This window comes from Pseudanabaena mucicola FACHB-723 (assembly GCF_014696385.1).
Taxonomy (GTDB): Bacteria; Cyanobacteriota; Cyanobacteriia; order Pseudanabaenales; family Pseudanabaenaceae; genus Pseudanabaena.
Genome location: NZ_JACJQB010000001.1, coordinates 150,955 through 164,908, shown reverse-complemented (window position 1 = coordinate 164,908; position 13,954 = coordinate 150,955). Strand labels below are relative to the sequence as shown.

Annotated in this window: 14 protein-coding genes; 10 read left to right on the top strand and 4 right to left on the bottom strand. The window is 43.7% G+C overall.

Going from position 1 to position 13,954, the window contains the following annotated elements:
* The first annotated feature begins 8 nt into the window (after positions 1-8).
* Positions 9-794, top strand: coding sequence for a peroxiredoxin-like family protein (locus H6F41_RS00705; protein WP_190401545.1), 786 nt, complete (start codon positions 9-11; stop codon positions 792-794).
* A gap of 70 nt (positions 795-864) precedes the next feature.
* On the opposite strand, the gene H6F41_RS00700 is transcribed toward H6F41_RS00705, so the two are convergent.
* Both H6F41_RS00700 and H6F41_RS00695 read right to left on the bottom strand, forming a co-directional pair.
* On the bottom strand, positions 865-1,422 hold the full coding sequence (locus tag H6F41_RS00700) for a late competence development ComFB family protein (RefSeq protein ID WP_190401544.1): 558 nt from the start codon (positions 1,420-1,422) through the stop codon (positions 865-867).
* Positions 1,423-1,447: 25 nt separating this feature from the next.
* Positions 1,448-3,667: a glycoside hydrolase gene (locus tag H6F41_RS00695; protein WP_190401543.1), complete on the bottom strand. Its 2,220-nt coding sequence runs from the start codon at positions 3,665-3,667 to the stop codon at positions 1,448-1,450.
* 3 nt (positions 3,668-3,670) lie between these two features.
* Between H6F41_RS00695 and H6F41_RS19460 the strand changes: the two genes are divergently transcribed.
* From H6F41_RS19460 to H6F41_RS00645, 9 genes are all read left to right on the top strand, one after another.
* Entirely contained in the window at positions 3,671-4,456 is a 786-nt protein-coding gene (locus H6F41_RS19460) for a DUF192 domain-containing protein (RefSeq protein ID WP_242022857.1), read from the top strand.
* Between the two features lie 207 nt (positions 4,457-4,663).
* On the top strand, positions 4,664-5,155 hold the full coding sequence (locus H6F41_RS00680) for a hypothetical protein (RefSeq protein ID WP_190401542.1): 492 nt from the start codon (positions 4,664-4,666) through the stop codon (positions 5,153-5,155).
* A 160-nt stretch (positions 5,156-5,315) separates the two neighbouring features.
* Positions 5,316-5,855 carry an OsmC family protein gene (locus H6F41_RS00675; RefSeq protein ID WP_190401541.1) on the top strand — a complete coding sequence of 180 codons (540 nt, stop codon included), beginning with the start codon at positions 5,316-5,318 and terminating at the stop codon, positions 5,853-5,855.
* Positions 5,856-5,935: 80 nt separating this feature from the next.
* Positions 5,936-7,078, top strand: coding sequence for an acyl-CoA dehydrogenase family protein (locus H6F41_RS00670; protein ID WP_190401540.1), 1,143 nt, complete (start codon positions 5,936-5,938; stop codon positions 7,076-7,078).
* A gap of 464 nt (positions 7,079-7,542) precedes the next feature.
* Positions 7,543-9,207, top strand: coding sequence for a CmpA/NrtA family ABC transporter substrate-binding protein (locus tag H6F41_RS00665; protein ID WP_242022856.1), 1,665 nt, complete (start codon positions 7,543-7,545; stop codon positions 9,205-9,207).
* A gap of 151 nt (positions 9,208-9,358) precedes the next feature.
* On the top strand, positions 9,359-10,165 hold the full coding sequence (locus tag H6F41_RS00660) for an ABC transporter permease (RefSeq protein ID WP_408962526.1): 807 nt from the start codon (positions 9,359-9,361) through the stop codon (positions 10,163-10,165).
* On the top strand, positions 10,162-11,037 hold the full coding sequence (locus H6F41_RS00655; RefSeq protein ID WP_190401538.1) for an ABC transporter ATP-binding protein: 876 nt from the start codon (positions 10,162-10,164) through the stop codon (positions 11,035-11,037). The genes H6F41_RS00660 and H6F41_RS00655 overlap by 4 nt, the downstream gene beginning before the upstream one ends.
* 93 nt (positions 11,038-11,130) lie before the next feature.
* Complete coding sequence (gene cynS / locus H6F41_RS00650) at positions 11,131-11,577, top strand: cyanase (RefSeq protein ID WP_190401537.1); 447 nt, start codon at positions 11,131-11,133, stop codon at positions 11,575-11,577.
* A 102-nt stretch (positions 11,578-11,679) separates the two neighbouring features.
* The gene (locus H6F41_RS00645; protein ID WP_190401536.1) at positions 11,680-12,267 is read left to right on the top strand and encodes a TetR/AcrR family transcriptional regulator; all 588 of its coding nucleotides are present in this window, start codon (positions 11,680-11,682) and stop codon (positions 12,265-12,267) included.
* 37 nt (positions 12,268-12,304) lie between these two features.
* Here the strand turns inward: H6F41_RS00645 and H6F41_RS00640 are convergent, their stop codons facing one another.
* Both H6F41_RS00640 and rpsJ read right to left on the bottom strand, forming a co-directional pair.
* On the bottom strand, positions 12,305-13,318 hold the full coding sequence (locus tag H6F41_RS00640) for an MBL fold metallo-hydrolase (RefSeq protein WP_190401535.1): 1,014 nt from the start codon (positions 13,316-13,318) through the stop codon (positions 12,305-12,307).
* Between the two features lie 279 nt (positions 13,319-13,597).
* Entirely contained in the window at positions 13,598-13,912 is a 315-nt protein-coding gene (gene rpsJ / locus H6F41_RS00635) for a 30S ribosomal protein S10 (protein ID WP_009625825.1), read from the bottom strand.
* Between the last annotated feature and the right edge of the window lie 42 nt (positions 13,913-13,954).

Below are 13,954 nucleotides of genomic sequence, written 5' to 3'. Positions count from 1 at the left end.
CAGAGCATATGGATAACCTGAATTCCAAAACTTACGAAATACTAAGTCAAACGCAACGGCAACGGGTCAGTGATGGTGCGATCGCAAACATATTCGATGCCTGTCCATCAGCGTCACGCAAATTAATCCTAGTGCTGCCCCAGCTCGGTGACTTTGATAGCCTTGAATATATTTGGTGGATCCAGCGAGAGATTGACCGCATCAAATCCGAAGGAATTGTCATTCGGGCGATCGGCATTGGTAATCGCCAATCTGGACAATATTTTTGCAAATTTACAGGCTTTGACGAAAATTGCCTATTCATTGACCCCACAGGCGAGTTACATCGCCAATTAAATCTCTACACAGGATTGACAACCAAATTTCCGTTCCTCTCAGCAGGACAGAGTGCTTGGGTAAACTTGATGTTGATGTGTGCAGGCATTGGCAGCCAAGGCACATTAAAGGAAGTATTTCGTGGCTATCGCGGCGATCGTCATGCACCACAACTAATTGGCGATCAAGAAACCATCAAAGCTGCACCATTGCCACCCTTAAAAGGCTCATTCTTTCAGTGGGCAGGTGGTAGCGGATTTCAGCGCCCTTTCGAGCTAGCCACACTCCGCCTCAGAAATATGGCAGAGGTGTTGGGCAATTGGCAAGCCTATGTGCCTGATGCGTCATACATGACGCAGCGCGGCGGCACATTCCTATTTGACACAGACAATCATTTAATCTACGAACATCGCGATCGCGGCATTTTAGGATTTGCCGCTAATCCCAGTTACCCACTCTCATTTTTGTTCACTCCATAAAAGCCTTTAAAAGCAACGCGAAGCGACTTTATAAAGGCTTTTATAATTCCCCATTAACAGCTTTGCTTAACTAACTCTTTGACTCATAGTCAGGAGCATAGGCTTGAAGTAGGTTACTAAGCTGTGATAGCACTGAATCTTTGTTGATCGAGCCAAACGTGGAACGATCGGGGAAAAATTCAGGACGATCAATATTGCGATCGATCGCTTCTTTAACCTGCTGGGTAATTAAATGTTGTAGATCAGCCATAGCACGGTCACGTTGATAATTCGCCCCCTGCTCTGTGGTGGCATATAACGGTGGTAGGCGATTAAGGGCATAGGCGGCAATATCTCCTAAGTCCAGCACCTTATTGCTACTAGCTTCAATTTCAGCAACTCTTGCTACTGCCTCGCTAAGTACCAGTTCTTCCATAACATTAATAAATTGCTTACGCGGTACGGCAACCACTTCTCCCGTAAGCAAAGAACCCATTAATCGATCAAGTGCCATGTACTCTTCGACGGACAGTTCAAAGGCACTATCACAAATTCTCCCCACTTCAGCTTCCATTGCTGGAGTTAGGTAGCCATCTTGCAGAGCTTGCTCAACAATCGACTCAATACTGGTCTTTTCTTGCTTTTCCACTGTTATCTCTGTTAATAACGCAAATCTAGGGTACTTCGATGGGAATAATTGTGTACTCAGGCAGAGACATTTGGAAATGATCTTTTTGGCTGAGCATAATTACCAGTCTAGCGACAGTTTGAGGCTTAACTGCTAAATCACTCCAAGGAATAGCAATTTCCAAGCATGTCTCAAACCCAATCTTTGTATGAGTCGCGATTGTTTCCCACCGAAAATCTTCGGTTGACTCTTGAAGCTGAACTGACCTATCGGCAAAATCGATCGCAAGATGATGGCGAAATAGATAATTGAGCGGCGATACGTCAGGTATATCAAGAAGCTTGACTGGGCTATTGGGATGAATCCTATTAGGATAAAACCACAATAAATTTAGTTTACTTTGAGCGATGCTGTCTAGATTACTAAATTCTAGGCGTAAGTAGCAATAAAAATGATCGTATCCATACCAAAGTCTCTTAACAGGGGCATTTTGGTGCATTGCCCCACGCGCCCCACTAATTTCAATTTTGCCTGCTCCCTGCCAATCGTCATTTTCAAATCTGCCATTAATAATTGGATTGATTAAACCTGTAGGACGATCATTAGTCGAAACATCGTGCGGCTCAAGGGGATAGAGCAAAGCATGGGGCACAGGCTCATTGAGGGCGCGATAGATTACCTGCAAATGCTCACGAAATAAGCGATCAAACATCGCATCATCGTTGGAGCTATGCCCTTCGCCAAACCACCAGAACCAATCAGAGCCTTCAGCCGCCATCAAGCTTTCCCATGCTTCGGGATTATTTTCAGGGGTCGCTTCGGGATGCATTGCTAAGACTTGACGTGCTTCGGCAAGCATTTCCCAAGCACGGTTTTTGACAGGATCACCAATCCATGTGGTGAAGCTAGAGTCAATCCATGAACCGCTATGCAGTTGATGGGGAGGGATTTTGTCTAGAGGGGGATATTTCTCTAAATATTCAGATGGCGTAACTAATTTCAGATTGGGATTTTGAGACAGCGCTTCGTAAAGTGTTTGTAAGAATGGGTTGCCATCCTGTGGGTAAAATTCCCAACAGTTTTCGCCATCGAGGGCAATAGTAACTAGCCAAGGCTGTCCTTCAGGATGTTCAGCAAGATATTCATTTTGTTGTTGCTGAATCTTGAGCAAGCGATCGCAAAGGTCATCACTAGCAGCTTTGGGTAGTAATGCACCATAGCTAAACCCAATCAGGTCAGAGAGGAGACGGTCGCGAAAAATAATTGACAGGTCGCCATGGACTGTTTCGAGGCGATAGGGTTGATATAGCAGGTGTGGCGCATCAATTGCGCCGCGCTCATCGCGACGGAAATAATGTCCAAGACTCCAACCTAAGACCCCCTCATCAGAACAAAGCCACGAAAAACCTTGCTTAGAAATATGGGGCAAAATAGCAGGGCTAACCGATTGCTCTGACGGCCATAGACCTTGAGGATCACAGCTAAAGTGTTGACGATACAGTTCTTTGGCTTTTGCCAGATGCATTGTAATGTCTGGCTCGTGCCGAAAACGTTGGTTGGGCAGATACATTTGCGGTACGGCGATTCTACCTGCTTGGGTATCGGCAAGTAGCGGCATAATCGGGTGATTGTAGGGCGTGGTGGTGATTTCTAACTGACCATTACGCTGCATTTGCCGATGTTGGGGCAGAATTCGAGCAATAATCTCGCGTTGTTTGCTATAGATTCTTTGGCGATCGGCGAGGGTAAATTCTTTGCCGCGATTGTACCATTCAGCAATTTCCTGATCCTCTTCCCGAAACAGAGGATCAATCCATGCCAAGTTATGCCATGCCAAAAGATCGCTAAAGTCTGGTGCTTGCCAATTATTCACGCACCAATCAATGCCATAGGCTTGCTTTTGGGCTAGCAGGTCAGCATAGCGAGGGTAAGGCTCGATCATCGTCTGATGATTAGCATCAAAAAAATGTTCGACGATAAAATGTTTTTGCGATCGCGATAATGTATCGACTGGCGTTAGAGTCAGAGCTAAGTAAGGATCAAATGCTTTCCCCTCCACATAATCCTGTAGTTGCAAGATTAACGATGGCACTAAATTAATGGTTTGATGTAATTTCGGGTATCTTGACAACATCAACGCTAAATCTAAATAATCTTTTACGCCATGCAGTCTCACCCAAGGCAGATGATACTTGCCCGCGATCGCGCTTTTGTAAAGAGGTTGATGTTGGTGCCAGATAAATGCGATATGTAGAGGAGATGACATAGGATGACTGGCGATATGACTGGCAATACTTCTAGAAATTGTGACACACCTACTCCTAGTTCAATCCAAAGACTTTCTGTAAAAGTATGGAAGATTAGCCTCAGTTTTTGTTGTAGTCTCTGTTTAATGGGCTGTAAGCCTGCTGCATCTGATCAGCCTCAGACAACTCAGCCTCAGACAACTCAGCCTCAGACAACTCAGCCTCAGACAACTCAGCCTCAGACAACTCAGCCTCAGACAACTCAGCCTCAGACAACTCAGCCTCAGACAACTCAGCCTCAGACAACTCAGCCTCAGACAACTCAGCCTCAGACGACAACATCACCAAGCACACCAATAGTCACGCCAACAGTGACATCACAAACTAGACCCAAACCAGCCTCAGAGCTAGCTCAATACTTGCCTATTACTGCCATTGCCACCATTGCCGATCGCGAAATCCAACTGGAGGTAGCGAATACGCCCCAAGAGCGGGAAAAAGGCTTAATGTTTCGTCTGCCATTACCCGACGATCGTGGCATGTTATTTCCTTTTATACCTGCACGTCCTGTTGCCTTCTGGATGAAAAATACTCCATCCCCCCTCGACATGATTTTCTTGCTTGATGGAGAAGTCAAAGCGATTGCAAGGAATGTGACCACCTGTGTAAGCGATCCCTGTCCAATTTATCCTGCGGGCGGAGTAATGGCAGATCAGGTGATTGAGGTCAGGGCAGGACTAACACAGGAAATAGGTTTACAAGAAGGCGATCGCATTAATATCAAATTCTTGTTGCCAAAAAATCAATGATCCCTATAATCTACAAATCAAGCCCCAAGAATCGGGCGGCGGCGCTGAGCGCCGCCGCCCGATTCTTGGGGCTTATGTCCTAAGCAAAACTTTTTTTGCTATAAATAATCCTAATTTATCAAAAATGTTCAAAACTACTTGGTATTTTCTGCTTGAAAGTGTTACAAGTACCAGTGGTGGATCTTGAGTGAAAGAAGAGTTAAACAAATGACAGCCAGCAGAGCGAGAATGTCTGAACCACAAAGAGCGCCTCAGCCTCTCGATCGCAAGGGCAAACGATTGCCCAAATCAGATCCTAATCGCAACGTTAAGCGGTTACCACGTACTAACTCGTTCCCCCTGCCAATATGGCTGAGGGCTTTAATAGTCACTCAAAAGATTTCTATTACTACAACTGTATTGCTCGCCTGTACTGCTTTTGCCATCTATGGTTGGACTGTCTACGCCCATGAGCAATGGAATCAACAGTACAAAAAGCTGGAATTGCTCAAACGCCAAGAGCGCCAGTTAACTAATGCTGCTGGCTCTTTTAATAATGAGATGCTGCAATCCATTCAAAAGAAGCCTGGTGATTTAGTCCGTGAGAGTCCATCAAAATCTTTGTTTTTAGAATCTGCCCCTTTACGTCCCAAACGTGAAGTACCTTCTACGGTTTCTGATGCAGATTCGAGCAAACCTAACGAAAGTTTTGGCTATTAACGACAGCGCTTTGCGCTTTAAAACAAAAAAGGGAGGCAATGGCTCCCTTTTTTGTTTTATGTATTGAGGAATACGGAATTGCAAGGTCATTGCATAGTATTTAATTGTATAGATCGTTCTATTTGATTCAATTTTCGATAGAAATCAACAATTAAAAAATATGACCACAACTGCTACTGCTTCCGTAATTACCCCACTTCGCCCCGTTAGCAAGGATGGCTTAGAAGCACTTGCCGCCAAAGCGCAGTCCAACCCCAATGTTATCGGGACATTAAAAGTAAAAACTGTTTGTGAAGGACAATTTCGCAATTTGACCTATGTCCGCGATTTACCTGAGCATGTCATTGACGAGCCACCAACATTGCTCGGACAAGATACTGCCCCCAATCCTTCCGAAGCTCTGCTCGCCTGCCTTGGTTCTTGCCTTTCCGTTGGCATTCATGCGAACGCTGTTATGCGTGGTATTACCCTCTCCAAACTAGAATTGCATCTCGAAGGTGATATCAACATCACAGGTGTTTGGGGTATTGGTGATTTATCGAAAAAGCGTTTAGGCTTCAGTGCTGTGCGCGTGAAGGTGGATATTGAATCTGATGCCACAAAAGAAGAACTCGCTGAGCTACTTGACCATGCTAACTACTGGTCTCCAGTTGCGAATACATTCCGCAATCCTGTGGATATGGAAGTTTCTCTAGCATAGGAGCAGTAAAATACGCCACGCTAAGCGTGGCGTATTTGGAATGATACAAATTACTAGGACGGAATAGAAGGAAGGAAGTAATGCAGGTTAGTGAAACCAGATTCAAGGAAGATCAAGGAACTTTGCTCACTGATGCAGATTTAATGGAAAGTCTTAAAACTGCGATCGCAAAACAACTAGCGCCCGATGTCAGCAAAATAGATCTGCAAGGTATTTATCCTGAAGCATTTTTAAGACATATCGGCAGTTTGGGTGCCTATGGACAGGCGGTCAGCCCTACCTATGGCGGTACTGGCCGTGGCGTTTTACCCGCATTAAAAGCAATTGAAATGGTGTCAGAGACCTGCCTCAGTACAGGTTTTATGGCTTGGTGTCACAATGCCTGCTCTTGGTATTTACAAAATACTGATAATTCCTTTTTACGTGAACAAATCTTGCCCCAAGTCGCAACGGGGAAATTCTTAGCGGGAACGGGTTTATCCAATCCGATGAAACACTTTGCAGGCATAGAGAAAATTAAAATCATCGCCACACCCTGCGAAGGTGGTTATATTCTCAATGGTACTTTACCTTGGGTCTCTAATATTGGTGATCAGCATTTGTTTGGGATATCGGCACAAATAGAAGGAACCGATCAATACCTGATGGCGATCGCACAGGGGGGGATGCAAGGGCTAGAACTAAAACAAGATGTTCATTTCATTGCTCTAGAGGGTACAAACACCTTTAGATGCCTATTCCGTAATGCTTTTATTAGTCATGACTGGATATTAGCAGATCCTTGCGATCGTTATGTGGAATACATCAAAGCAGGATTTATCTTGATGCAAGTGGGGATGGGGTTAGGGTTAACTCAGAACTGCATCGATTTGATGCGTCGCGTTGATAACACTAAGCAGCATGTGAATCAATACCTTGATGATCGTCCTGACGACATGGAAAGTGAATTGGAAGCTTTGAGACTGAAGTCCTATCGATTAGCGGAAAAGATTGGGCATGGACAAGAGATTGTGAGTAAAGAGATTTTACGCGAAGTGGTGCAAGCAAGAGCAACAGCTTCAGAATTATCACTACGATCTTCGCAATCCTTAATGCTCCATGCAGGTGCGATCGGATATGTCCATGGCAGTGTTTATGATCGTCGTTTACGAGAGTCATATTTTGTGGCGATGGTTACTCCTGCGCTTAAACATTTACGCAAAGTATTAGCGGGTATGTCTTAATTAAAAATATTTCAAAAATATTTCATTTTTATACAACAAATAATATCTGTAGACATCAAAGATTTGATTGTTTATTTAACTAGCTAAAATTCTTGATTTTTTAAAAGAGTTTTAGCCTATTTTTGCTGCATATTTTTTAATATTTAATCATTGATAAAAGTCAAATACAAATGCAATTAATTAATTGCATTTGTATTTGACTTGGTATCTGAATCTATCTCTCCAAATTCTCTGTAAGATTACAGTCTGATTTGACAAGTCGTATAAATTTATTAAAAAACTTGTGTTTCAAAAACTGATAGCCATCGTCTGGCAATTCATTTCGTATATATCTATACCGATTTGATTACAGCTAAATTGCTAGAGTGATAACAATTAAATTTATTCTTGTTTTTTGTTGCCAACTGAATCACTTTCAATAGACGAGAAATCCTACTTTCTGTAAATACTAGCTATAACTAATCATGACATCTAATTTGATAGAACAGATGGTCGCTTCAGCGATAGGGAATCATTTAACTACAGGCAATATTTCTGGTTATTCCAGCAATCAAATAAACAATCTAAATTGGAACGCTTGCCCCTGTGGTGCAGACCACAGTGTTGATCAGCATCAAAGTGTAATGGAGGGAATGCCCACCGATCCTGCGGAACTGGTAAATGATTTGATTCGGATGGGACATTATTCCGAGCGCGCCCAATTGATGGCGCAGTCTTGGGAAACCAATGCGATGAAAGCTGATCTATGGCAACTTTTAGAGCAGGGTTCGCTATCTAATGCTTCTGAAAGTCAAAAGCGAATTTGCTATGACCTAATTAAAATGGCTGGTGGTGTTGAGGAAGCCTTTAGCGCGGCTTTTGGTCCCCAAGCACAGGAGTTTTTTACCGATACATTACAATCTAGTACCTTCCGTCGTCGCGAATTTTTAATTAAAGTCGCCGCCGCCGCCGCCGTTGTTACTTTGACTGGTTGCCCCTCTGCGCCCCCTGAAACTCCTTCCAAAGAAACAACGGGTGGAAATACAAATACCCCTGCCACAGATGTCGAGAAGTCCAGCTTGAAAGTGGGCTTTTTGCCAATTACTTGTGCCACTCCGATCATTATGTCAGAGCCTTTAGGCTTTTATACTAAGTACGGTTTGAAGGTCGAGTTAGTCAAAATGCCTAGCTGGGCAGCAATTCGGGACTCAGCGATCGCAGGCGAATTGGATGCTTACCATATGCTCTCGCCCATGCCAATTTCGATGTCATTAGGTTTGGGTTCTACGGCTTTTCCTGTGAAACTTGCCAGTATTGAGAATGTCAATGGTCAAGCGATCTCAGTTGCCAATCAGCATTTGGGCAAGGTTAAAGAGCCAAAGGACTTTAAGGGCTTTAGTATTGGCGTTCCCTTTGCCTTCTCAATGCACAATTTGCTATTGCGCTACTATCTCGCCTCTGGTGGACTTGATCCTGATAAGGATGTACAGATTCAAGTGATTCCACCGCCCGATGCGATCGCAAAAATGACCGCAGGACAGTTAGATGCTTTCTTGCTCCCTGATAACGTGGTACAGCGTTCTGTATTTAACAAGATTGGTTTTATCCACTTATTGACCAAAGATATTTGGGCGGGACATCCTTGTTGTGCCTTTGCCGCAAGCCAAAAATGGATTGATACTAATCCTAAAACTTTCCGCGCTATCAATAAGGCGATCATTGATGGAGCTGGTTATGCTAATGACCCCAAGAATCGAGAAGAAATTGCCAAGGCAATCGCAGGTAAAAACTATCTCAATCAACCTGAACCAGTCTTGAAAGCGGTATTAACTGGCAAGTTTGAAGATGGACAGGGCAACACGTTAGATGTTCCCGATCGCATTGGTTTCGATCCCTATCCTTGGAAGAGTTTTGCCAAGTGGATTTCTTCGCAGTTTGTACGATGGGATCTTATGCCCAAGGAGAAAGCAGATTACAAGGCAATTGCTGAGAATATCTACATGACCGATCTTGCCCGTGAGCTAGCGAAGGAGCTAGGACAAACACCACCAACGGAGACGGAGCGAACGGAAAAATTGAAGTTTGACTCTTTCGATCCTGCTAAACCTGAAAGCTACATTGAGGAACAGATTAAGCAGTTTAAGGTGTAACTTCCTTGTCTCTCTAAATTCCACTTAACAAGTGGGATTTAGAGGCAGAAATTCACAGATTGAAATATTAATTCAAATATTCAGAAACCTTGAGAAACCTATGGACTATTCTCCGCCAATGACAAAAAGGCGATCGCAATCTAACCCAATCATGATGATTGCCAAGAATTTATTGCCCAATCAAGATATACAGGCGTTTGTACTATTTCTCTTTATCCTTGCCTCAATCCTAATTTTCTGGGAAGTTGGCGCAAATGCTGGCTGGTTTTCGCCACTGATGCCCTCGGCATCACAGACTTTGAGCGACTTTTGGGGATGGATTTCTAACCCATTTTACGTCAAAGGCACTAATGATCGTGGTATCGGCTGGCATTTGATCACCAGTCTCCGTCGCGTTGCCATTGGCTTTACCTTAGGCGCTGCGATCGCAATTCCATCGGGCGTACTCATTGGTCTATTTCCCGTTGTTGCCAAAGCCGTCGATCCTTTCATCCAAATTTTGAAGCCAGTTTCGCCACTCGCTTGGTTGCCGATTGGGTTGGGACTAATCAAGGATTCCGAAAGTACCGCCATTTTCGTGATCGCCATTACCAGCCTATGGCCGACCTTAATTAACACCAAATTTGGTGTCAGTAATGTTGACCCCACCTACATCGATGTGACCCGCACCCTTGGTGCATCACCTTGGCGCACAATTACGAAAGTAATTTTGCCTGCGGCGGCTCCCAGCATTGTCTCAGGTATGCGAATTAGTGCAGGGATTGCATGGTTAGTAATTGTGGCAGCGGAGATTTTAATCGGTGGTACAGGCGTGGGTTACTTCGTTTGGAATGAGTGGAATAACCTCAGTATTACCAGCATTATTACGGCAATCCTCTTAATTGGTGCGATTGGTTTAATTATTGATCGTCTGTTTGGATTGCTGCAACATTGGGTGTCATTTGGAAGAGAAGTATGATCGTGTCATCTATAGAACAAGAATTTGCGAACACAGCGACAAAGCAAGCACAGATTTCCATTCGCGATGTGTCAATGGTCTATCGGGGTCGCAGTGGTTTGATCAACAAACTAACCCGCCGCACCTCCAAGGATTATGTCGCCCTAGCCGATATCAACTTTGATATTGCCCCTAATACCTTTGTCTCAATCATTGGCCCTTCTGGTTGTGGCAAGTCCACATTGTTAAGTCTAATCGCGGGTCTAACCACACCCAGCAGTGGTTCAGTCTTGATCAATGGCGTAGAAGTCCATGCTCCCGGCCCCGATCGGGGCGTAGTATTTCAGAACTATGCACTCATGCCTTGGCTCACGGTTGCGGAAAACTTACATTTTGCGATCGAAACGGTTTATCCAAACATGTCCCTTGCCGATCGCAAAAGTCGCGTTTACGAATATATCGAACTAGTCGGTTTAAAAGGTGCAGAGAAAAAACATCCCCATGAGCTTTCGGGTGGCATGAAACAAAGAGTGGGTATTGCCCGCGCTCTTGCGATCGATCCGCAAATTCTGCTAATGGATGAACCCTTTGGCGCTCTTGATGCCCTCACAAGAGGATTTTTGCAAGACGAGGTGGCGCGTATTTGGGAACAAAAGCGTAAAACTGTGGTGATGATTACCCACAGTATTGAAGAAGCATTACTGCTTTCCGATAAGATTGTGATGATGAAGCGGGGCCCTGCCGCAGGGATTGATGAAATCCTTGATGTATCTTTCCCCCGTCCTCGATCACGGGAAAATCTTGATCAACAATCGGGATATCATGACCTCAAGGCGGAAATGGAAGAGCATCTCATGCGTGAAACCCGTGCTGTTGAGGCAGCCAGAATCTAGGGTATATCTAAAATTTGCTTTGCAAATTTCCCTAGACTGATTAAATACCAGTTCAAACCAATTAAATATAGAAAATAGAACCTTCAAAATATTATGACAGTCGAATTTCCATCCTTTACCCAAACTCTATTAGCTGCAAAAAAAGCCAAAGGCTTGAGTTTTGCCGATCTAGAAATGCTATTAGGTCAAGATGAGGTCTGGATTGCTTCCCTTTTTTACGGGCAAAATAGCACCAATGTTGAGCAAGCAACCAAACTCGCGGATGCCTTGGGTCTGGGTGAAGATATTGTTACTGCTTTGACTTCCTACCCTAGCAAAGGACTGGGGCCAGTTGTACCAACCGATCCTTTGATTTATCGCTTCTATGAAATTATGCAGGTCTATGGCTACCCCATTAAAGAAGTCATTCATGAGAAGTTTGGCGATGGCATCATGAGTGCGATCGATTTTACTCTCGACATCGACAAAGTAGAAGATCCTAAAGGCGATCGGGTGAAAGTGACGATGAATGGCAAATTCCTTCCTTACAAAAAGTGGTAACATTTCCTGAAGTTGCTTGACTCTAAGATACAGAGAGAAGTGCTAAGCACTTCTCTCTGTATCTTGATAATCGCTATACCTAATATACAAATCAGTTAGTTTATGGCAAATCTCAAACGTACCCGTGAAGATATTCTCACCTCATCAATCGATCTGGTGCATCGTCAAGGATTGCAGTCTACAGGTTTAAAGGAATTATTTGCAGCTACTCAAGCTTCATCGGGTAGTTTTTATAACTATTTCCAATCTAAAGATGAATTTGCCCATGCTTTAATTGATTTTCAGTGGCACAAAATCAGAGAACATGCTTTTTTGTCGGCCTCTCAGATTACTGACGATCCCATCCAACGACTTCTGTTAACCATTGATAAAATTGAAGCTAAACATCTTACTGAAATTAACTGTGCAGGATGTTTATTAGGGAATTTAATTGTTGATTTGGCTGAATATAATGATGCGTTTCGGAAACATCTCCAACAGGTGTTTGATGAATGGCAAAATTTATTTGCTCAGATGTTGCGAGATGGTCAGGCGCAATTATGCGATCGCAGTGATCCTGATTTACTAGCTGAGCAAATATTGACAATGATCGAGGGTGTATTACTAATTGCTAGACTTTACGATCAACCAGAGCGATTGCAACGTGGGTTTGCGAGTATTCGTCAGCTAATCAAAGATTCATTAAAATGAAGTGCGATGCAAAGCATCGCACTTCATTTTAATGGCTTTAGGAAATTAAGGGAATGGTTGCGCTGCGCGTAAATTGTTCGTAAGCTGATTCCAAATTGAGAGGATATATTGCCTTAAAAGTGTAGTCTTTGTAAGTATCAGGAAGTTTTGCAAATTTTTCCAAAACTTGCTCCTTAGACAAAACTTGACTCTTCCATTCTAAAGCCTGACGCTCTAGCCAATTGAAATAAGCTTGCTGAGCCTGTACACCAGTCACATCGGTGACATCACCATGTCCGGGAACAACCTTAGCCTCGGGGAAAGTGGCAATCAAACGGTATAAACTGCCTTGCCATTGACGTAAATCGCTATCAGCCGTATAGGGAATGCGCTTGTTAAAGACCATATCGCCTGTAAATAGCACCTTCGCATCAGGTACATAAGCAACTAGATCAGTACCCGCAGAATGTCCATCGACACGCTCAATGCGAACACTACGATCGCCCAACCAAATGTCAGTTTGACTATTAATAATTACGGTTGGTGGCGTAATGCCAGAGGTGTTATTTTTGCCGCTTTGAATGTATTCGCGAATTACACCACGACCAAGTACAGGTACTTCACGCTTGATAAAAGCAATATTGCCCCCCGTGTGATCAAAGTGATAATGCGTATTCAAAACATAACGAATTGGCTTATCGGTTATCGATTTCACGGTGGAAATGAGTAACTCGGCTAGCTCAGGGCTATGAAAGGGGTCAATGACCAATACACCGTCACTACCAATGATAAAACCACTGTTGCAAATGGCAACCATGGGGCTAGCAGGTGGAAAGTCTGTGCTGGCGATGAGTGCATAAACTCCTTGAGCAACCTCTTGCAGTTGTAATCCTGCTGTTTGCAGACTAGCTGCTGAGGAGGTGGTTGCAGGTTCAGCTTGGGCATAAACTTGAGGTTGCTGATTTTGAGCATCGACAGGCATGGCTGCTTGTCCAAGCAATATAGTCATTACTGTGGCGATCGTCGCTAACAGTAATGCCAACAAATATTTAATTTTTAGCTTTTTCAGCATTGTCATTTCCTATAGCTAAATTTTGAAGCTGTGACACTCCCAAAACAGTTTAACAAACGAAGCTATAACCAAATTGCAACCTATTGATGCTTAGGGAAATTTTTGAGAGTATGGCTTCGCTACACTCTCAAAAATTTCTCTGGGTTTTGGCTGTATCTAAGACCCGTAATCCAAAAAGGTTGCAATGCAGCGCATAGCAACCTCTAGGGGCATCATACATTTGGCTATAGCTAAATTAAAGCCTAGGTACTGAATTTTATTGAGTTTTCAAATGGAAACTTAGAGTTTTACTTCAATGTCAACGCCAGCAGCTAGATCCAGCTTCATGAGCGCGTCGATTGTCTTTGCAGAAGGCTGATAAATGTCGATGATTCGACTATGGGTACGAGTTTCAAAATGTTCGCGAGAGTCCTTATCTACGTGGGGAGATCTGAGAACACAATAGATACGACGACGAGTTGGCAGAGGAATTGGGCCGACGGCAGCCGCATTGGTACGATTAGCAGTTTCGACGATTTTTTCGCAGGATGAGTCTAGCAGGCGATGATCGAAAGCTTTAAGACGAATCCGAATCTTTTGTTGTTGAGGTGCCACAGTCTTAGGAATTTATTCGGGTAAAATTTTCAGCGTTTCTCA